The following is a 19,261-nucleotide window of genomic DNA, read 5'->3' on the forward strand; positions in this document are numbered from 1 at the left end:
TCAGACATGCCCAAGTTCGAATACGCCCCGGCGCCGGAGTCGCGCGCCATCGTCGACCTCCAGGCCAGCTACGGCCTCTTCATCGACGGTGAGCTCACCGACGGCGGCGGCACCGCGTTCAAGACCGTCAACCCCGCGACCGAGGAGGTCCTGGCCGAGGTCGCGGAGGCCAACGAGGCCGACGTCGACCGCGCCGTCCGCGCCGCCCGCCGCGCCTACGACCGCGTGTGGGGCCCGATGCCCGGCCGCGAGCGCGCCAAGTACCTGTTCCGCATTGCCCGCATCCTGGCCGAGCGCAGCCGCGAGTTCGCCGTCCTGGAGACGCTCGACAACGGCAAGCCGATCAAGGAGTCGCGCGACGTCGACGTGCCCCTGGTCTCGCAGTGGTTCTTCTACCACGCGGGCTGGGCCGACAAGCTCGACCACGCGGGCCTCGGCCCGAACCCGCAGCCGCTCGGCGTCGCCGCGCAGGTCATCCCGTGGAACTTCCCGCTGCTGATGCTGGCGTGGAAGGTCGCGCCCGCCCTCGCGGCCGGCAACACGGTCGTCCTCAAGCCGGCCGAGACCACGCCGCTGACGGCGCTGCTGTTCGCCGACGTGTGCCGCCAGGCCGAGCTGCCCGCCGGCGTCGTCAACATCGTCACGGGCGCGGGCGAGACCGGACGCCACCTCGTGTCGCACCCCGACGTGAACAAGGTCGCGTTCACCGGCTCCACCCCGGTGGGTCGCGAGATCGCCCGCGCCGTCGCCGGCACGGACAAGCGCCTGACCCTCGAGCTCGGCGGCAAGGCCGCGAACATCGTGTTCGAGGACGCGCCGATGGACCAGGCCGTCGAGGGCATCGTCCGCGGCATCTTCTTCAACCAGGGCCACGTGTGCTGCGCCGGTTCGCGCCTGCTCGTGCAGGAGAGCGTCGCCGAGGAGGTCCTCGACCGCCTCAAGACCCGCATGGCCACGCTGCGCCTGGGCGATCCGCTCGACAAGAACACCGACGTCGGCGCGATCAACTCGGCCGAGCAGCTGGGCCGCATCCGCGACCTGGCCGCCACGGGCGACGACGAGGGCGCCGACCGCTGGAGCGCTCCGTGCGAGCTGCCCGAGCGCGGCTACTGGTACGCCCCGACGATCTTCACCGGCGTCACGCAGGCGCATCGGATCGCGCGCGAGGAGATCTTCGGCCCGGTCCTGTCGGTGCTGACCTTCCGCACGCCCGCCGAGGCGATCGAGAAGGCCAACAACACGCCCTACGGCCTCTCGGCCGGCGTGTGGACCGAGAAGGGCTCGCGCATCCTCGCGATGGCCGACCAGCTGCGCGCCGGCGTGGTCTGGGCCAACACGTTCAACCAGTTCGATCCCGCCTCCCCGTTCGGCGGGTACAAGGAGTCCGGCTACGGCCGCGAGGGCGGCCGCCACGGACTCTCCAGCTACCTGGAGGCTTCCCGATGAGCGATCGCGTCGACGTCCGCAAGACCTACAAGCTGTTCATCGGCGGGGCGTTCCCCCGCTCGGAGTCCGGCCGCACGTACGAGGTCGCGTCCTCGCGCGGGAAGTTCCTCGCCAACGCCGCGAAGGCGTCGCGCAAGGACGCCCGTGACGCGGTCGGCGCGGCCCGCAAGGCCTTCGGCGGCTGGTCGAAGCGCACGCCCTACAACCGGGGCCAGATCCTCTACCGCGTGGCCGAGGTGCTCGAGGGCCGCCGCGACCAGCTGGTCGCCGAGGTCCGCGCCGCCGAGGGCGTCAACGAGCGTCGCGCCAACGCGATCGTCGACGCCGCCGTCGACACGTGGGTCTGGTACGCCGGCTGGGCCGACAAGCTCTCGCAGGTCACCGGCAACGCCAACCAGGTGAACGGCCCGTTCTTCAACCTCACCGCGCCCGAGCCCACGGGCGTCGTGGCGATCGCCGCGCCGCAGCAGTCGTCGCTGCTCGGCCTGGTCGAGGTGCTCGCCCCGGTGCTGCTGTCGGGCAACACGGCGGTCGCCGTGTCGTCCTACGAGCGTCCACTGCCCGCCATCACGCTCTCGGAGATCCTCTCGACCTCCGACGTGCCCGGCGGCGTGGTGAACGTGCTGACCGGCGACATCGCCGAGATCGGCCCGTGGCTGGCCACGCACCTCGACGTCAACGCGCTCGACCTCACGGGCGTCGACGACGCCGACGTCGCGCGCGACCTCGAGGCCGAGGCCGCGGTGAACCTCAAGCGCGTCGTGCGCCCCGGCACCTCCACGGCCCAGGCGCTCACCCGCATCACGCCGTTCCTCGAGCACAAGACCGTCTGGCACCCGATCGGCGTCTGACGTCCGCAGGATCTCGATACGCCGACTCGCAAGCTCGCCGCCACTCGATCACCGGTGGTTGAGTAGCACGCGAGCTTGCGAGCGGCATATCGAAACCACCGTTCCCGCCGCGGCAGCCACCTCGATACGCTCGCACCCATGCCGCACGTCGTGATCCTGGCCGGCCCGTCCGGGTCGGGGAAGTCGCATCTGGCCGAGCGGCTCGGCTGGACCGTGCTGCGGCTCGACGACTTCTACCATGACCACGACCACCCCGGGCTCCCGCTGAGCACGCTCGGGATCGTCGACTGGGACGACGTCCGCTCGTGGAACCTCGAGGCGGCCATGAGGGCCATCGAGGAGCTCTGCCGCGACGGCCGCACCCAGGTGCCGGTCTACGACATCTCGGTCAGCCAGGCCGTCGGCACCCACGAGGTCGTGCTGAACGGCGACCGCTTCATCGCCGAGGGCCTCTTCGCCACCGACATGGTCGCGCCGTGTCGCGAGGCCGGTGTGCTCGACGCGGCGATCTGCCTCACCCGTCCGCGGCCCGTCGTGTTCTGGCTGCGGCTCGTGCGAGACCTGCGCGAGTCCCGCAAGCCCCCGATGACCCTCGTGCGCCGCGGCTGGCGCCTCATGAAGGACCAGCCGCGCGTCATCGCCGAGGCCGTCGCCGCGGGCTGCGTCACGATGCACCCGCGCCGCGCCTACCGCTTCCTGACCTCCCGCCGCTAGCGAGATTTGCTCCGATTTCTACCTCTCAGAGGACCTGAAAGGTAGAAATTGGAGCACATCTCGGGACGGGCGGTCAGTGGCCGAGGGCCGCGTAGCCGGGCTTGATGACCTCGTTGATGAGCGTGAGCCGCTCGTCGAACGGGGCGAAGGCGCTCTTCATCGCGTTGACGGTGAACCAGCGCAGGTCGCCCAGGCTGTAGCCGAAGGCGTCGGTCAGCAGGTTCATCTCGCGGCCGATCGAGGTGCCGCTCATGAGCCGGTTGTCGCTGTTGATCGTGACGCGGAAGCCCAGCTCGGCCAGCGGGCCGATCGGGTGGTCGGCGATCGACTCCATGCCGGCGACGGCACCGGTCTGGAGGTTCGACGAGGGGCACATCTCCAGCGGGATGCGGCGGTCGCGGATGTACGCCGCGAGACGTCCGAGGTGCGCGGTCGGCGAGGCCGCGAAGTCGATGTCGTCGACGATCCGCACGCCGTGACCGAGGCGGTCGGCGCCGCAGCGCTGCACGGCCTGCCAGATCGAGGGCAGGCCGAACGCCTCGCCGGCGTGGATCGTGAAGTGCGCGTTCTCGCGGCGCAGGTACTCGAACGCCTCGAGGTGCAGGATCGGCGGGAAGCCGTCCTCGGCGCCCGCGATGTCGAAGCCGAGCACGCCGCGGTCGCGGTACTCCACGGCGACCTTCGCGATCTCGAGCCCACGCGACGCGTGACGCATGGCCGTGAGCAGCTGGCCGACGACCATCGCGCGGCCCTGCTCGCGCACCAGCGCGACGCCCTCGTCGATGCCGGCCTGGACGGCCTCGACGGCCTCCTCGATCGACAGTCCGGCGTTCTGGTGCTGCTCGGGGGCCCAGCGCAGCTCCGCGTAGACGACGCCGTCGGCCGCGAGGTCGAGCACGGCCTCGCGCGCGACGCGGGCCAGGTCCTCGGGGCGCTGCATGACGCCCACGGTGTGCTGGAAGGTCTCGAGGTAGCGCACGAGGGAGCCCGACGAGGACGCCTCCTCGAACCAGGCGCCGAGGTCCTCCGGTGCGGCCGGCAGGTCGTGACCGATCTCGAGGGCGATCTCGGCGACCGTCTCGGGGCGCACTCCCCCGTCGAGGTGCTCGTGCAGGGCGACCTTGGGGGCGGCGGCGATCTGCTCCGGCGTGGCCCTCACGTCAGGCGTCCATCAGCAGGGTGACGGTCTCGGCGATGCACGCCGGCTTCTCGCTGCCCTCGATCTCGACGGTGTGCTGCAGGGTCACCTGCTGTCCCTTCTCGATGTCGCGGACCTCGAGGACCTCCACACGGTTGCGGACCTTCGAGCCCACCTTCACGGGCGCCATGAAGCGCACGCGGTTGAGTCCGTAGTTGACGCGGGCGCGGTCGCCGGCGAACGCGTAGACCTGGGCGCCCAGGAACGGCAGCAGCGAGAGCGTGAGGTACCCGTGGGCGATCGTGGCGCCGAACGGGCCGTCGGCCGCGCGCTCGGGATCGACGTGGATCCACTGCCGGTCGCCGGTCGCATCGGCGAACATGTCGATGCGGTCCTGGTGGATCTCGATCCACGAGCTGACGCCCAGCTCCGTCCCGGTGGACGCGGCGATCTCGGCACGGTCGTTCAGGATGCGCATGGGTCCGAACCTACCGTGTCCGGCGCCACACCATCCGTCCCGTACGCCCCTCGGGACCTCCGCCGTCAGCCGCCGATGCGGTCGAGGACGATCGGGGTCGCCTCGGGCGCGGACGCACCGATCGACCAGCCGCCCTCCAGCGCCTCGCGGGCCCGCTCGAACCGCTCGGGGGTGTCGGTGTGCAGCGTCAGCAGCGGCTGCCCGGCGCGGACGGCGTCGCCCGGCTTGGCGTGCAGCTCGACGCCGGCACCGGCCTGGACGGCCTCGCCCGGACGCGAGCGACCCGCGCCGAGACGCCATGCGGCGACGCCCACGGCGTAGGCGTCGAGCGACGTGAGGACGCCGTCGGCGTCGGCCGTGACGACCTCGGTCTCGCGCGCGACGGGCAGCTCCGCGTCGGGGTCGCCGTCCTGCGCGCGGATCATGGCCTTCCAGGCGTCCATCGCGCGGCCGTCGGCCAGCGCGTCGGCCGGGTCGACGTCGGTGACGCCGGCGGCCTGGAGCATCTCGCGGGCCAGCGCGACGGTGAGCTCGACGACGTCGGAGGGGCCGCCACCGCCCAGCACCTCCACCGACTCGCGCACCTCGAGGGCGTTGCCCGCGGTGAGGCCGAGCGGGATCGACATGTCGGTCAGCAGCGCCACGGTGCGCACGCCGGCGTCGGTGCCGAGCGCGACCATCGTCTCGGCGAGCTCGCGCGCGTCGGCCTCGTGCTTCATGAACGCGCCCGAGCCGACCTTCACGTCCAGCACGAGCGCGCCGGTGCCCTCGGCGATCTTCTTGCTCATGATCGAGCTGGCGATCAGCGGGAGCGACTCGACCGTGCCCGTGATGTCGCGCAGGGCGTAGAGCTTCTTGTCGGCGGGCGCCAGGCCCGAGCCCGCCGCGCAGATGACCGCGCCGAGGTCCTCGAGCTGCGTCATCATCTCGTCGTTCGACAGCGCCGCGCGCCAGCCGGGGATCGACTCGAGCTTGTCGAGCGTGCCGCCGGTGTGGCCGAGGCCGCGGCCCGACAGTTGCGGCACGGCCACGCCGCACGCGGCCACGAGGGGCGCGAGCGGCAGCGTGATCTTGTCGCCCACGCCGCCGGTGCTGTGCTTGTCGGCCGTGGGGCGCGACAGCGAGGAGAAGTCCATCCGCTCGCCCGTGGCGATCATCGCCGCGGTCCAGCGGGCGATCTCGCGGCGGTTCATGCCGTTGAGCAGGATCGCCATCGCGAGGGCCGACATCTGCTCGTCGGCCACGACGCCGCGCGTGTACGCGTCGACGACCCAGTCGATCTGGTCGTCGGTCAGCTCGTGGCCGTCGCGCTTGGCGACGATCACGTCGGTGGGGGCGAACTTCTCAGTCATGCAGACACCTGGATGCTCTCGTAGCCGCGCAGGACCCACGTGGGCCGGCGCGGGGACTCGCCCGCGAGGACGAGGTCGGGGAAGCGGTCGAGCAGGGCACGCAGGGTGATCCCCAACTCGAGGCGCGCCAGCGGCGCGCCGAGGCAGAAGTGGATGCCCAGCCCGAAGCCGACGTGGGGGTTCGGGTCGCGGCCCACGTCGAACGTGTCGGCGTCCTCGAACACCGCGGCGTCGCGGTTGGCCGACCCCATCAGGCATGCCACCTTCTGACCGGCGGTGACGAGCTGGCCCGCCACCTCGACGTCCTTGGTGGCGGTGCGCTCGAAGAGCTGCAGCGGCGCGTCGAAGCGGATCAGCTCCTCCAGCGCGATGTCGATCGGCACCTCGCCGCTCGTGACGCGGGCCAGCTGGTCGCGGTGGGTCAGCAGGGCGTGGAAGCCGTTGCCGAACGTGTTGACGCTGGCCTCGTGACCCGCGTTGAGCAGCAGCACCACCGTGGCGACGAGCTCGTCGTCGGTGAAGCCCTTGCCCGCGTCGGTCTCGGCGATGAGGTCGCTGACGAGATCCTCACCGGGTTCGGAGCGACGCATCGCGATGACCTCGCGCACGTAGTCGGCGAACGCCGTGCTGGCCTCGATGGCCTCGGCCTTCGTGGCCTCGTCGATGTCCTTCTCGTACATGTGCACGATCGCCTGGCTCCAGCGGCGCAGGTCCTCGTGGTCCTCGCGCGGGACGCCCAGCAGGTCGCAGATGACGTAGACGGGCATCGGCTCGGCGTAGTCGGCCAGCACGTCGAACTGCTCGGGCAGCGCGGCCACCATGTCGGCGGCGAGCGCCTCGATGCGCGGGCGCATCCGCTCGACGTGGCCGCGACCGAACGCACCGGCCAGCAGGCGGCGCATGCGCGTGTGCGCGGGCGGCTCGTTCTCCATGAGCTGGTTGCGGTGGAGCGTGTTGAACGGCTCCATCTCCTCGACCGGCTCCCAGTCGTGCCACAGCCGCCCGAAGGCACGGTTCTTCAGCACCGCGCCGACGGTGGCGTGGTCGGTGGCCAACCACATCGACCACGGCTCGTGCCAAACCAGGGATCCCTGCCTGCGCAGGTCGGCCAGGGCCGGATACGGATCGCGCAGGAAGTCGGCGTCGGTGGGGTCGAAGGTGGTCAGCGTGCTCATGAGTCGTCCAGGTCCGTCACGTCGAAGGCGTCGGGGAGCACCTCGGCCATCGTCTTGACGCCCGAGGCGGTCAACAGCTGGCACTCGGGGCCGCCGTTCTCCCACAGCAATTGTCGGCAACGGCCGCACGGCATGACCGGGCGCCCCTGTCCCTCGACGCACACGACCGCGCGCAGCCTGCCGCCGCCGGTGGAGTGCAGGGCCGAGACCATGCCGCACTCGGCGCACAGGGCCACGCCGTAGGCCGCGTTCTCGACGTTGCAGCCCAGCACGACGCGGCCGTCCTCGACGAGGCCGGCGGCGCCGACCTTGTACTTCGAGTAGGGCGCGTAGGCGCGCTGCATGACCTCGACGGCGTACTTCGTGAGGGCGTCCCAGTCCACGGGCGCCTCGGCCGGGGTGAAGCCGAATCCGGTCATCCGACGCTGCCCTTTCGATAGACCTTGCCGTCTGCTGCGGGCATCCTCAGGTTCTGGCTGAACACCGCCAGCACCAGCAGCGTGGTGACGTACGGCGTCATGGTGGCCAGCTCGTTGGGGATCTGGTCGGTGCCGAGGTAGATGCCCGCGACGATGACGCCCAGCACCGCGGCGATCAGCGCCGAGCGCTGGCCGTGCTGACGCCACTGCCAGACGGCGAGCATCACCAGGAAGACGGCCACGAGCAGCAGCAGCGCGTGCACGGTCTCGCCGCCGCCGCGCAGGCGCAGCGTGTCGGTGTAGCCGAACAGCGTGGCGCCGGCGAACAGGCCGCCGGGACGCCAGTTGCCGAAGATCATGGCGGCGAGGCCGATGTAGCCGCGGCCTCCGGTCTGGCCGTCGCGGAAGGCGTTCGCGGCCACCAGGGCCAGGAAGCCGCCGGCGAGGCCCGCGAGACCGCCCGAAGCGATCACGGCGATGAACTTGTAGCGGTAGACGTTGACGCCGAGCGACTCCGCCGCCGCCGGCGACTCGCCGACCGAGCGCAGGCGCAGGCCGAAGCCGGTGCGCCAGAGCACCCACCACGTCAGCACGAACAGGGCGATCGCGATGAGGGTCAGCGACGACACGTTGGTGACGAACGCGCGCAGCACCGCGGCGACCTCGGAGACGAAGAACCAGTTCTCCTGCTCGATCTCGCCCAACGGCTCGGACAGGCCCGAGATCGTGATGCTGGGCAGTCGCTCGATCGGCGGCGACTGGGTCTGGCCGCCACCGGGCACGCCCGTGAACGCCATGCCCGCGAGGTACTGGACGGCGCCCGCGGCGATGATATTGATCGCGACGCCCGAGACGATGTGGTCGACGCCGAAGTAGACCGTGGCGACCGCGTGCAGCAGGCCACCGGCGGCACCCAGCAGGATCGCGCCGACGACGCCCTGCCACGGGCCGTAGAAGTAGCCGAAGTAGCCGGCGCCGAACGTGCCGAGGATCATCATGCCCTCGAGGCCGATGTTGACCACGCCCGCACGCTCGGACCACAGACCGCCGAGGCCGGCGAGGCCGATCGGGACCGCGGCGATCAGGGTGGCGCGGATCGTGCCGGACGAGCTGAGGTCGTCGACACCGGTGACGATGCGCAGCAGCGACATGATCACCAGGACGCCGGCGATGCCGATCAGCAGCCAGGGCCAGCTCAGGCGGAACCGTCCCTGCGGGGTGCCGTGGACGTTGGTCACGGGGTCGGTGGCGACGCTCATCGGGCCACCTCCTTCTGCTGGGTCTGCGAGTCCAGGGCGGCCGCCACCTGACGCTGCTCGAGCCGGACGCCGTAGCGGCGGACGACCTCGTAGGCGATGACGACGGCGAGCACGATGACGCCCTGGGTGACCTTGACGATGTCGGGCGAGACGTCGAGCAGGATCTGCAGCGGGTTGGACTGCTGGTCGAGGAACGCGAACAGCAGCGCGCCGATCGCGATGCCGATCGGGTGGTTGCGGCCCAGCAGCGCGATGGCGATGCCCGCGAAGCCCAGGCCGGACTGGAACGTGGAGCCGTAGGCGTAGTCCTGGCCGAACAGCAGCGGCATGCCGACGAGTCCGGCGACCGCGCCCGAGAGCAGCATCGTCACCAGGATCATCTTCTTGACGTTGATGCCCGACGCGACAGCGGCGCTCTCGGACTGGCCCGCGGCACGCAGGTCGAAGCCGAAGCGCGTGCGGTTGATGAGCAGCCAGTAGGCGATGCCCACGATGACCGCCACGACGATGAAGCCGTAGACCTCGCCGCCGAGGAATGGGATGCCGGGGATCCGGCTCCCCTCGGGCACCGGCTTGGTCGAGATGATGTTGCTGCCCTCCTCGCGGACCGCCACCTTGCGCAGCAGGTAGGCCACCACGGCGGTCGCGATCGCGTTGAGCATGATCGTCGAGATGACCTCGGAGACGCCGCGGGTGACGCGCAGCAGGCCCGCGATGCCGGCCCACATGGCGCCGACGAGCATGCCGGCCACGAGGGCGAGGGCGATGTTGAGGATGCCCGGCAGCCAGGCCTCGCCGGCCACCCACGCGGCCGCGAAGGACGCGATCCGGTACTGACCGTCGACGCCGATGTTGAACAGGTTCATCCGGAAGCCGATGGCCACCGCCACCGCCGACAGGTAGTAGACCGTGGCGGCGTTGAGGATGTTGACCATCGTGCGGTTGCTGGGCCAGCTCAGGATCTGGCTCCACACGCCCAGCCAGTCGTCGCCGGCCAGGATCAGCACGAGGCTGGTGACCACGAACGCCACGACGAGGGCGAGCGCCGGAGCGGCCAGCGCCAGCCCGATCCGGGTCAGTCGCGACTCTGTCCTCATGCCTGCTCCTCCTCGTCGGTGGCGCCGGTCATGGCCGAGCCGAGTTGCTGGGGCGTGACCTCGCCCGGGTCGAAGGTGCCGACCAGCCGGCCGCGCAGCAGTACGGCGATCGTGTCGGACAGACCGATGAGCTCGTCGAGGTCGGCCGAGATCAGCAGCACCGCCAGGCCGTTGCGGCGGGCGCGCTTGATGTGGTCCCAGATGGCGGCCTGGGCGCCGACGTCGACGCCGCGCGTGGGGTGCGCGGCGATCAGCAGGCTCGGCTCGCTGCTCATCTCGCGGCCGACGATCAGCTTTTGCTGGTTGCCGCCGGAGAGGGCGCGGGCGAGCGTGTCGATGCTGGGGGTGCGGACGTCGTACTCCGCGACGATGCGGTCGGTGTCCTTGCGGGCCCCGTTGCGGTCGATGAAGGGCCCGGCGATGTTGGGCTCGCGGGTCTGGTGGCCCAGGACGCGGTTCTCCCACAGCGGGGCGTCGAGCAGCAGGCCCTGGCGGTGGCGGTCCTCGGGGATGTAGCCGATGCCCGCCTCGCGGCGACGGCGCGTGGACCAGTCGGCGATGTCGGCGTCGTCGAGCTCGACCCGGCCCGTGGCCTCGGGCCGCATGCCCATGATGGCCTCGACGAGCTCGGCCTGGCCGTTGCCCTCGACGCCGGCGATGCCCAGGATCTCGCCGCGGTGGATCGTGAAGGAGACGCCGTCCAGCAGGGGGCGTCCGCCGCGCGGGTCGGGCAGGCCGAGGTCGACGACCTCGAGCACCTCGACGTCGGTGACGGTGGACAGCTCGGTGCTGGGGCTGGGCAGCTCGGAGCCGACCATCAGCTCGGCCAGCTGGCGCGAGGTGACGCTGTCCGCGGCCACGGTGTCGACCGTGGTGCCGCGGCGGACGACGGTGACGCTGTCGGCGACCGACAGCACCTCGTCGAGCTTGTGGGAGATGAAGATGACGGCGAGGCCCTCGGACTTGAGCTCGCGCAGGTTGTCGAACAGCTCGTCGACCTCCTGGGGCACCAGGACCGCGGTGGGCTCGTCGAGGATGATGATGCGCGCGCCGCGGTAGAGGACCTTGAGGATCTCGATGCGCTGGCGGGCGCCGACGCCGAGGTCGGCGACGAGGTCGTCGGGGTGGATGTCGAGACCGTAGGTCTCCGACAGGCTGCGGATCTGCCGGCGCGCGCCGTCGCCGATGCCGTGCAGCTTCTCGGCGCCGAGCACCACGTTCTCCAGGACCGTGAGGTTGTCGGCGAGCATGAAGTGCTGGAACACCATGCCGACGCCGTGACCGATCGCGTCGGACGGCGAGGAGAACGAGACGGCGCTGCCGTCGATCTCGATCGTGCCCGAGTCGGGCTTCTGCACGCCGTACAGAATCTTCATCAGCGTGGACTTGCCGGCGCCGTTCTCGCCCACGATCGCGTGGATGGTGCCGCGGCGGACGTCGATGTCGATGTCGTGGTTGGCGATGACGCCGGGGAACGTCTTGCCGATGCCCCGGAGCCGGACGACGACGTCCGAGCCACTGCTGGCGGTGGTGCCGGTTTCGGCCGATGTGCTGCTCACGATGTCACCTTCTGGTGGTCGGCGGACCCAAAGGGGCGGCCCGGCCCCACGCTATCGCGCAGGGCCGGGCCGCGGGCCTCAGTGCTTCGAGGACACGCTCACTTCGAGGGCACCGTGATGGTGCCGTCGATGATCTGCTGCTTGTACTCGTCCAGCTTGTCCTTGATGTCGTCGACGTGACCACCGGTGGTGGAGTAGCCGACGCCGTCGACCTTGAGGTCGTAGACCTGCGGGCCGGTCTTGATGTCGCCCGCCTCGACGCCCTTGAGGAAGTCGAAGACCGCGACGTCGATGTTCTTCGTCATCGAGGTCAGGATGCTGTCGCGCACCGACTCGTCGGCGGTCTTGGCCTGGTCGGAGTCGACGCCGATGGCCCACTTGCCCGCGTCGGTGGCGGCCTGGAAGACGCCGCCGCCCGAGCCGCCGGCGGCGTGGTAGACCACGTCGGCCTCCTTCTCGAACATGCCGGTGGCGGCCGTGTTGCCCTTGGCCGGGTCACCGAAGCCGCTGAAGTCCGGCGGCGTGGTCAGGTAGACCGACTGGACCTTGATGTCCGGGTTGACGGCCTTGGCGCCGGCCTTGTAGCCCGCCTCGAACTTGTGGATCAGCTCGGTGTCGACACCGCCGACGAAGCCGACCGTGCCGGTCTCGGACTTGAGCGCGGCAGCCGCGCCGACCAGGAACGAGCCCTGCTCCTCGGCGAACAGCAGGTTGGTGACGTTGTCCGCGGCGACGGCGTCGTCGACGATCGCGAAGTTCACGTCGGGGTTGGCCTTGGAGATCTTGCCCACGGCGGCGGAGTAGGCGAAGCCCACCGCGACGACCGGGTTGTAGCCGGCGTCCACGAGCTGCTGGAGACGCTCCTCGCGAGCGGACTCGGGCTCGCCGTCCTGCGCCTCGGCGTCCTTGACCTCGAAGCCCAGCTCGCACGCGGCCTTGTCGAGGCCCTTGGCGGCGGAGTCGTTGAAGGACTGGTCACCACGACCGCCGACGTCGAAGGCCATGCCGACCTTGATGTCGCCCTTCTCGACGCAGTCCTCGCCAGCGGCGCTCTCGTCGTCGGTGCTCTTCTTCGAGCAGCCGGCTCCGGCGAAGACCAGAGCGGTCACGGCGGCCGCTGCGGTCAGCTTGTTCAATCGACGCACTTTTCCTCCTCAAGGGCTGCGCCCGACACGAGGGGCGCACGCGATGTCAGGACGACCCTAAGTGCTGGGAGGGCGACCTCGGACCGAGTCGGGTCAGACGGGGGCAACTGTCACCGAACCGTAATCAAAAGCCCGGCCCCCGAGGGTCCTAGGATCGAGACATGCCCTTCTCCGGACCCATCGTCGTCGGCCACGACGGCTCCTCCTTCGCCGACCAGGCCCTGCGCTGGGCGCTCGTGCTGGCCGAGCGCGCCCACATGCCCGTCACGATCGTGCGCGCGTGGACGATGCGCACCGCGCCCAAGCCCAAGACGCACGAGTTCGGCTACGTGCCGCCGGCGTCGGACTATGCCGACGCGGTGCGCGAGCGCCTCGAGGAGCAGACGCGCGAGCTGCTGGCGGCGCACCCGGACGTCGAGGTAACGCTGAAGGTCGAGCGCGGCCAGCCCGCCACCGTGGTGGTCGAGGCCAGCGAGGGCGCGTCGCTGCTCGTCGTGGGACCGCGCGGTCTCGGCGGCTTCAAGGGCCTCATGCTCGGCTCGGTCAGCGAGCACGCCGTGGGCTCGGCCCCGTGCCCCGTCGTGGTCGTGCGCGGCGCCGACGAGGACCCGGCGCAGTCCGAGCCCGAGGCCTGACCGCTCCCCCGCGTCCGGGTCAGGCGACCGCGGCGTTGGCGAGCACGAGCGCGCCCACCGCGATCGCCCGCTCGTCGACGCGCAGGTTGCCCTGGTGCAGGTCGTACGTGGGACCGCCCGGCGTGCGGGTGCCGAGGCGGGCCATCGTGCCGGGCAGCGTCTCGACGTACCAGGCGAAGTCCTCGCCGCCGAGGCTCTGCGCGGTGGTGGCCACGCCCTCGGGACCGAGCGCGTTCGTCACGGCGTGGCGCAGCCGCTCGGTGACGGCGAAGTCGTTGACCACCGGCGGCACGCCGCGCGTGTAGGTGAGGTCGACGCCTACGCCGAACGGCTCGACGATGTCGGCGATGATGCCGCGCACGAGGTGCTCGGCGTCGTGCCAGGCGGCGGCGTCGAGCATCCGCAGGGTGCCCTTGAGCTCGCCGACGGCCGGGATGACGTTGGCCGCGTTGCCGGCGCTGACCTGGCCCCATACGAGGCTCGCGCCCGCGCGCGGGTCGAAGCGGCGCGAGAGCACGGCGGGCAGCTGGGTGATGAGGCTGCCGAGCGCGAACGTGAGGTCCTCGGTGAGGTGCGGGCGCGACGTGTGCCCGCCGCGGCCGTTGAGGACGACGTGGATCTGATCTGAGGCGCCCGTGATGGCGCCCTCGCGGATGCCGACGCGGCCGACGTCGAGCGACGGGTCGCAGTGCAGGGCGAAGATGCGGCTCACGCCGGCCAGGACGCCGTCGGAGAGCAGCCGCAGCGCACCGCCGGGCATGACCTCCTCGGCGGGCTGGAAGATCAGGCGGACGCGGTAGGGCAGGCCGATCGCGCGGTCCGCGGCAGCGAGGGCGGTGGCCGCGCCGATGAGCGCCGAGACGTGGACGTCGTGGCCGCAGGCGTGCGCGACGCCCGGGTTCTTGGACCGCCAGGGGTCCTGCGTGGTGTCGAGGATCGGCAGCGCGTCGAGGTCGGCGCGCAGGGCCACGATGGGACCGCCGCTCGGGCCGATGTCGACCGACAGGCCGGTGCCGTCGAAGCGCTGGGGGCTCAGGCCGAGCTTGTCCATCCACGCGTACACGAGGTCGGTGGTGCGCTCCTCCTGCCAGGACAGCTCGGGGAACGCGTGTAGATCGCGCCTCAGCTCGATGAGGTCGGGGGTCGCCGTCTCCACGGCGCGTGCGATGTGTTCCTGGAACGTCATGACCTGTCCACTCTACGCCGCTCGACCCACCGGGGCCGGGCATCTCAGATCGAGGACACCGCGCGACTTCACGAGGTTTCCTGTCACTTCGCGAGGGTTGCGAACCTCGCGAAGTGACAGTTTCCCCGGTTAACCGGGGAAACTGTCACGCCTGCCGAGCCCGGTAGGCGGCCTGCGCCTCGCGGTTGCCGCAGGTGGTGCTGCAGAACTTGCGGGAGCGGTTGCGCGAGAAGTCGACGACGACGCCGTCACAGTCCGAGGCGGCGCAGACGCCGAGGCGCTCCATCTCGTCGGCACGGATGACGTCGATCATCGCCAGCGCCGTCTCGACGAGCACCCGCTCGTGCAGCGGGCGGTCGTCGGCGATCGCGTGCACGTGCCAGTCGAGCCGGTCGTGACGGACCAGCCGGGGCACGGCCTGCTGCTCGGCGAGGATCGCGTTGACGAGGTCGACGGCGGCGTCGCGGTCGGCGCGCAGCAGCTCGCGCAGCCGGGACCGGACGTCACGCACTGCGTCGAGGTCGGCCCGCGTACGGGGCCGGGCGCCGGTGTAGCCCCAGCGGTCGAAGAACTCGGTGAGGTCGGACAGGGTCTCGAGCGTGTCGGGCTCCAGGGCCGAGTTGGCCAGCTCGGAGGCGGCCCCGAGGGCGTCGCTCACGTCAGGAGTGAAGACCATGTTGACACCTTACGCCACGAGGTCTAGCGTCATGACCCATGAGCGTGGACACTCCTGACGCGGCCGTGGCCCGCCACACCCCCACCGGACTGCTCCTCGCCGTCACCTCGGCCCTGTCGTTCGGCACCTCGGGCACGATGGCCCGCGGCCTGATGGACGCCGGCTGGTCGCCAGGCGCCGCGTTCGCGGTGCGCGTCAGCCTCGCCGCCCTGGTCCTCGCGATCCCCGGCCTGCTGGCGATCCGCGGCCGCTACGGCCTGCTGCTCACCCACGCCCGCACGATCGTGCTCTACGGCCTCACCGCGGTGGTCTGCGCGCAGCTCTTCTACTTCATGGCCGTCCAGCGGCTCGACGTCGGCATCGCCCTGCTGATCGAGTACACCGCCCCCGTGGCCGTGGTGCTGTGGATGTGGCTCGCGCACGGTCAGCGCCCGGGCCGCTTCACCCTGATCGGCGCCGTCGTGGCCGCCGTCGGCCTGGCCCTGCTGCTCGACGTCTTCGGTGGCGCCGAGCTCGACCTCATCGGCGTGCTGCTCGCGCTCGTCGCCATGACCGGCGCCGCCGCGTACTTCGTGATGTCGGCGGACGACTCGAGCGGCCTGCCGCCGCTGACGCTCGCCGCGGGCGGACTGATGGTGGCCTCGGTGACGTTCTGGATCGTCGCGGCCACGGGGCTGCTGCCCTTCACGATGACCAAGGAGCAGGTCACGTTCGCCACCGGCTCGGTCCCGTGGTGGGTGCCGGTGCTCGTGCTCGGCTTCGTCGCCGCCGCGCTCGCCTACGGCACGGGCATCGCCGCGGCCCGCCACCTCGGCGGCCGGCTGGCGTCCTTCGTGGCGCTCACCGAGGTCGCCGCCGGCCTGGGCTTCGCCTGGGTCCTGCTCGACCAGGTGCCCAAGCCCCTCCAGCTGGTCGGCGCCCTGCTGATCCTCGGCGGCATCGTGGTCGTCAAGCTCGGCGAGCGCGAGGTGGTCTCAGTCGGCGGCGACCAGGACCTCCTCGTCGAGCCGCTGCCGGCGCAGGAGCCTCCGCATCGCGGGTGAGACCCTGCCGCGCGCGGACAGGTGGTGCGTGCGGGCGTAGAGCGCCGCGGCCACGCCCACGCCGAGCGCGGACAGCGCACCGCCGACGATCATCGTCCAGCGCGCTCCGAACGCCTCGCCGATCCAGCCGATCAGCGGTGCCCCGAGCGGCGTGCCGCCCATGAAGACCATGAGGTAGAGCGCCGCCACGCGGCCGCGCATCTGCGGGGTGGACGTCAGCTGGATGAGGCCGTTGGCCGACGTGACCATCGTCAGCGACGACAGTCCCAGCAGCGGCAGGACCAGCGCGAACGTGAGGTAGCTCGGCATGAGGCCGGCGAGGATCTCGCCGATGCCGAACGTCATGCCGGCGACCACGACGAACAGCAGTCGCGGACGCGTGCGGCGCGCCGCCAGCAGCGCGCCCGCCAGCGAGCCGATCGCCAGGACCGAGCCGAGGATGCCGTACTCGCTCGCGCCCTTGCCGTAGACCTCGGTGGCCATGAGCGCGGACGTCATCTGGAAGTTCATGCCGAACGTGCCGACGAAGAACACGCAGGTCAGCAGCAGCACGAGATCGGGCCGGGAGCGGACGTACCGCACGCCCTCGCACACGGCGCCCTTGCGACTGCCGGACACGGGCGAGGGACGCAGCCGGCGCGTGTCGAGCGAGGTCAGCGACGCGATCACCGCGAGGTAACTGGCGGCGTTCACGAGGATGACCCAGCCGGTCGCCTCGGCGCCGCTGCCGAGCCAGGCGATCAGCAGGCCGGCCAGCGCGGGACCGATCATGCGGGCGGTGTTGAAGGACGCCGAGTTCAGCCCGACGGCGTTGGGCAGGTCCTCCTGCCCGACCATCTCGGCCACGAACGACTGACGCGCGGGCGCGTCGAAGGCCGTGCCGACGCCGAAGACGAAGGCGATGACGTAGACGTGCCAGGCCTCCACCGTTCCGGTGACGGCGAGCACGCCGAGCACCGCCGCGGGGATCGCCATCGCGAGCTGGGTGCACTTGAGCACCTGCTGCTTGGGGAACCGGTCGGCGACGACGCCGGCGACGGGACTGAACAGCAGGGCGGGCAGCAGCTGCAGGCCCGTGGTGATGCCCAGGGCGGTGCCGCTGCCGGTGAGGACGAGGATGAGCCAGTCCTGCGCGACGCGCTGCATCCAGGTGCCGACGTTCGACACCAGGGCGCCCATCGCATAGACGCGGTAGTTGCGGATCGAGAGGCTGCGGAAGGTGGGGCTCACGCGTCGTCCTCCGCGAGCCTGACCAGAAGGTCGGTGGCATCCCGGAGACGTGCGCGCTCGTCGGAGGTGAGGGAGGTCAGGCGGCTGTCGAGCCACAGGTCGCGGCGCTGGCGCTCCTCGGCGAGGACCTTCTCGCCGAGGTCGGACATCGAGATCAGGACCTGGCGGCCGTCGTCGGGGTGGGGGTTCTTCAGGACGTAGGCGTCCTCGAGCAGGCACTTCAGGGTCCGGGCGACCGAGGGCTGGGACACGCGCTCGCGCGCGGCGATCTGGCTGGGCGTCGCGGATCCGAGGACGCGCACGGACCCCAGCACGGAGAGCTGGGTGGCGGTCAGGTCGGACTGGCGCTCCTGGCGCAGCCTCCGGTTGAGTCGGGCCACCGCCTGGGCGAGTCGCTGGGAATCGGTGGGCATGTCCTTAGCATAGTTCATTAACCATGCTAAGGAAAGAGATCGCGGTCACCCCCGGGCACGACGAAGGGGCCGCCGCAGTGGCGGGCCCCTTCGTCTCGAGCTCAGCGGATGGCGATCCTGATCGACCGCTGCGACGGGGTCGTGATCCAGCTGCCGGAGTAGCGGACGGTGTAGGTGCGCTTGCCCTTCTTCTGCTTGCCGATCGTGATCGTGGCCTGGCCGCGGCGGACCGTGACCGTCTTGATCCGCTTGCCCTTGGCGTAGATCGAGGCCTTGCCGTTGAGACTGGTCGATCGGTGCTCGGGCGACGTGACCGAGACGGAGACGGTGGCCTTCCCCTTGCCGGCCTTCGCCTTCAGACCGACCCGGCTCGGGCTCTTGATCCGTGTCTGTGTCGACAGCCTCGGCACCTCGTAGCCCGGGCGGCTCGGCAGGACGGTGACGCGCACCGCGTGGTTCGCGAAGCTCGCCGGGACCCGGAAGGTGCGACCCGTCCCCACGACCCGGTACTCGGAGCTGCTCCCGATGTCGACGGCCGACCACGTGTAGGTGAAGGCCGTCGCCGCCGGCGAGTACGTGCCGGGCTGCGCCGTGAGCACCTGGCCCGGCACCGGACTCCCCGTGATCGTGGGCTCGGCCGTGAAGCGCATCTGCTGCGAGCGCCGCATCGAGACGTCGCGACCCTCGACGGATCCGGCCGACACGTCGATGTCCGCTGCGGCGTCCACGGTCGACGCACCGCGCGTGGTGCCGTCCCAGAACGTCGTCACGACCTCGGGAGCGACACCGAGGTCGCACGCCAGGCGCTCGAGCACGTCTCCGCAGTACGGCTGCACGAACTTGAGCCGCACGACCGGGTGCGGCCCCTCGACCGCGAGGGCGAAGGTGCCGTCGCGGTGGATGCGCAGCGCGGGATCGCCATAGGTGAGCCGGTCGACCCAGCCGACCGGCTTCCACTCCCCCGCGACCCTCGCCAGGGCCACGACGTACAGGGGTCGGCCCTCCTGGAGCGTGTCGAGGTCGAAGTCCTCCATCGTGATCCGTCCCGACACCCGGGGCTGGGGGTCCAGCACGACGTCGGCGCCGGTCACGGCCGCTCCCTGACCGACCGTCACGGTGACGGGGGCGCGCATCGCGACGCCCCACTCGTCGAGGTGGACCTCGACGCGGTACGTGCCTGCCGACTGCGCAGGCACCGTGTAGGGCTGTCCGACGACCCGCGTGTAGACGTTCTCGAGCAGGAACGTGCCCTTCGCGTCCCTCCGGTACACGAACACCGACGCCTCGAGCACGTCCGGCGGGAGGTCGGCGGTCGAGGTGATGGTGCCGGAGATGGAACCCGCCGGAGCAGCTGCCGCGACGGGCGCGGCACCCGCAGGAGCCATCAGCAGGCTCGCGACGAGGGCGAGCACCGCGACGAGCGCGGCCCGGGACATCTTCTTCAT

Annotated in this window: 19 protein-coding genes; 5 read left to right on the forward strand and 14 right to left on the reverse strand. The window is 71.1% G+C overall.

Annotated features, from left to right (window positions below; genetic code table 11):
- Positions 1-6: 6 nt before the first annotated feature.
- The 3 genes from ACK99Q_RS01365 (at position 7) to ACK99Q_RS01375 (ending at position 3,011) form a co-directional block, all read left to right on the forward strand.
- Entirely contained in the window at positions 7-1,446 is a 1,440-nt protein-coding gene (locus ACK99Q_RS01365) for an aldehyde dehydrogenase family protein (protein WP_410184460.1), read from the forward strand.
- Complete coding sequence (locus ACK99Q_RS01370; RefSeq protein ID WP_410184461.1) at positions 1,443-2,297, forward strand: aldehyde dehydrogenase family protein; 855 nt, start codon at positions 1,443-1,445, stop codon at positions 2,295-2,297. The genes ACK99Q_RS01365 and ACK99Q_RS01370 overlap by 4 nt, the downstream gene beginning before the upstream one ends.
- Positions 2,298-2,435: 138 nt before the next feature.
- Positions 2,436-3,011: a uridine kinase gene (locus tag ACK99Q_RS01375; RefSeq protein WP_410184462.1), complete on the forward strand. Its 576-nt coding sequence runs from the start codon at positions 2,436-2,438 to the stop codon at positions 3,009-3,011.
- A gap of 73 nt (positions 3,012-3,084) precedes the next feature.
- Here ACK99Q_RS01375 and ACK99Q_RS01380 read toward each other — a convergent pair whose 3' ends face one another.
- The 9 genes from ACK99Q_RS01380 to ACK99Q_RS01420 form a co-directional block, all read right to left on the reverse strand.
- The gene (locus tag ACK99Q_RS01380; protein ID WP_410184463.1) at positions 3,085-4,170 is read right to left on the reverse strand and encodes an adenosine deaminase; all 1,086 of its coding nucleotides are present in this window, start codon (positions 4,168-4,170) and stop codon (positions 3,085-3,087) included.
- Between the two features lies 1 nt (position 4,171).
- Positions 4,172-4,627: a MaoC family dehydratase gene (locus ACK99Q_RS01385; RefSeq protein ID WP_410184464.1), complete on the reverse strand. Its 456-nt coding sequence runs from the start codon at positions 4,625-4,627 to the stop codon at positions 4,172-4,174.
- 65 nt (positions 4,628-4,692) lie between these two features.
- The gene (locus ACK99Q_RS01390; RefSeq protein ID WP_410184465.1) at positions 4,693-5,979 is read right to left on the reverse strand and encodes a thymidine phosphorylase; all 1,287 of its coding nucleotides are present in this window, start codon (positions 5,977-5,979) and stop codon (positions 4,693-4,695) included.
- The gene (locus ACK99Q_RS01395; protein ID WP_410184466.1) at positions 5,976-7,154 is read right to left on the reverse strand and encodes a cytochrome P450; all 1,179 of its coding nucleotides are present in this window, start codon (positions 7,152-7,154) and stop codon (positions 5,976-5,978) included. Before ACK99Q_RS01395 ends, ACK99Q_RS01390 begins: the two co-directional genes overlap by 4 nt.
- Positions 7,151-7,573: a cytidine deaminase gene (locus ACK99Q_RS01400; RefSeq protein WP_410184467.1), complete on the reverse strand. Its 423-nt coding sequence runs from the start codon at positions 7,571-7,573 to the stop codon at positions 7,151-7,153. Before ACK99Q_RS01400 ends, ACK99Q_RS01395 begins: the two co-directional genes overlap by 4 nt.
- On the reverse strand, positions 7,570-8,832 hold the full coding sequence (locus ACK99Q_RS01405; RefSeq protein WP_410184468.1) for an ABC transporter permease: 1,263 nt from the start codon (positions 8,830-8,832) through the stop codon (positions 7,570-7,572). The genes ACK99Q_RS01400 and ACK99Q_RS01405 overlap by 4 nt, the downstream gene beginning before the upstream one ends.
- The gene (locus ACK99Q_RS01410) at positions 8,829-9,929 is read right to left on the reverse strand and encodes an ABC transporter permease (RefSeq protein WP_410184469.1); all 1,101 of its coding nucleotides are present in this window, start codon (positions 9,927-9,929) and stop codon (positions 8,829-8,831) included. The genes ACK99Q_RS01405 and ACK99Q_RS01410 overlap by 4 nt, the downstream gene beginning before the upstream one ends.
- On the reverse strand, positions 9,926-11,488 hold the full coding sequence (locus ACK99Q_RS01415; RefSeq protein WP_410184470.1) for an ABC transporter ATP-binding protein: 1,563 nt from the start codon (positions 11,486-11,488) through the stop codon (positions 9,926-9,928). The genes ACK99Q_RS01410 and ACK99Q_RS01415 overlap by 4 nt, the downstream gene beginning before the upstream one ends.
- A gap of 98 nt (positions 11,489-11,586) precedes the next feature.
- A complete protein-coding gene (locus ACK99Q_RS01420; protein ID WP_410184471.1) occupies positions 11,587-12,633 on the reverse strand; it encodes a BMP family protein in 1,047 nt (348 codons plus the stop codon).
- A 161-nt stretch (positions 12,634-12,794) separates the two neighbouring features.
- Between ACK99Q_RS01420 and ACK99Q_RS01425 the strand changes: the two genes are divergently transcribed.
- Positions 12,795-13,268, forward strand: a complete 474-nt coding sequence (locus ACK99Q_RS01425; RefSeq protein ID WP_410184472.1) for a universal stress protein — start codon at positions 12,795-12,797, stop codon at positions 13,266-13,268.
- 19 nt (positions 13,269-13,287) lie between these two features.
- Here the strand turns inward: ACK99Q_RS01425 and ACK99Q_RS01430 are convergent, their stop codons facing one another.
- Together ACK99Q_RS01430 and ACK99Q_RS01435 are read right to left on the reverse strand one after the other, a co-directional pair.
- Positions 13,288-14,454: an amidohydrolase gene (locus ACK99Q_RS01430; RefSeq protein ID WP_410184473.1), complete on the reverse strand. Its 1,167-nt coding sequence runs from the start codon at positions 14,452-14,454 to the stop codon at positions 13,288-13,290.
- A gap of 145 nt (positions 14,455-14,599) precedes the next feature.
- Positions 14,600-15,130: a CGNR zinc finger domain-containing protein gene (locus ACK99Q_RS01435; protein ID WP_410184474.1), complete on the reverse strand. Its 531-nt coding sequence runs from the start codon at positions 15,128-15,130 to the stop codon at positions 14,600-14,602.
- A 38-nt stretch (positions 15,131-15,168) separates the two neighbouring features.
- On the opposite strand from ACK99Q_RS01435, the gene ACK99Q_RS01440 reads away from it, so the two are divergent.
- A complete protein-coding gene (locus ACK99Q_RS01440) occupies positions 15,169-16,173 on the forward strand; it encodes an EamA family transporter (RefSeq protein WP_410184475.1) in 1,005 nt (334 codons plus the stop codon).
- Here ACK99Q_RS01440 and ACK99Q_RS01445 read toward each other — a convergent pair.
- From ACK99Q_RS01445 to ACK99Q_RS01455, 3 genes are all read right to left on the reverse strand, one after another.
- Entirely contained in the window at positions 16,105-17,403 is a 1,299-nt protein-coding gene (locus ACK99Q_RS01445; protein ID WP_410184476.1) for an MFS transporter, read from the reverse strand. The genes ACK99Q_RS01440 and ACK99Q_RS01445 overlap by 69 nt on opposite strands.
- Positions 17,400-17,816, reverse strand: coding sequence for a MarR family transcriptional regulator (locus ACK99Q_RS01450; protein WP_179426284.1), 417 nt, complete (start codon positions 17,814-17,816; stop codon positions 17,400-17,402). The genes ACK99Q_RS01445 and ACK99Q_RS01450 overlap by 4 nt, the downstream gene beginning before the upstream one ends.
- Before the next feature lie 101 nt (positions 17,817-17,917).
- Entirely contained in the window at positions 17,918-19,261 is a 1,344-nt protein-coding gene (locus ACK99Q_RS01455; RefSeq protein ID WP_410184477.1) for a hypothetical protein, read from the reverse strand.

The sequence above is a fragment of the Aeromicrobium sp. MLTX1 genome (assembly GCF_046452335.1).
Taxonomy (GTDB): domain Bacteria; phylum Actinomycetota; class Actinomycetes; order Propionibacteriales; family Nocardioidaceae; genus Aeromicrobium.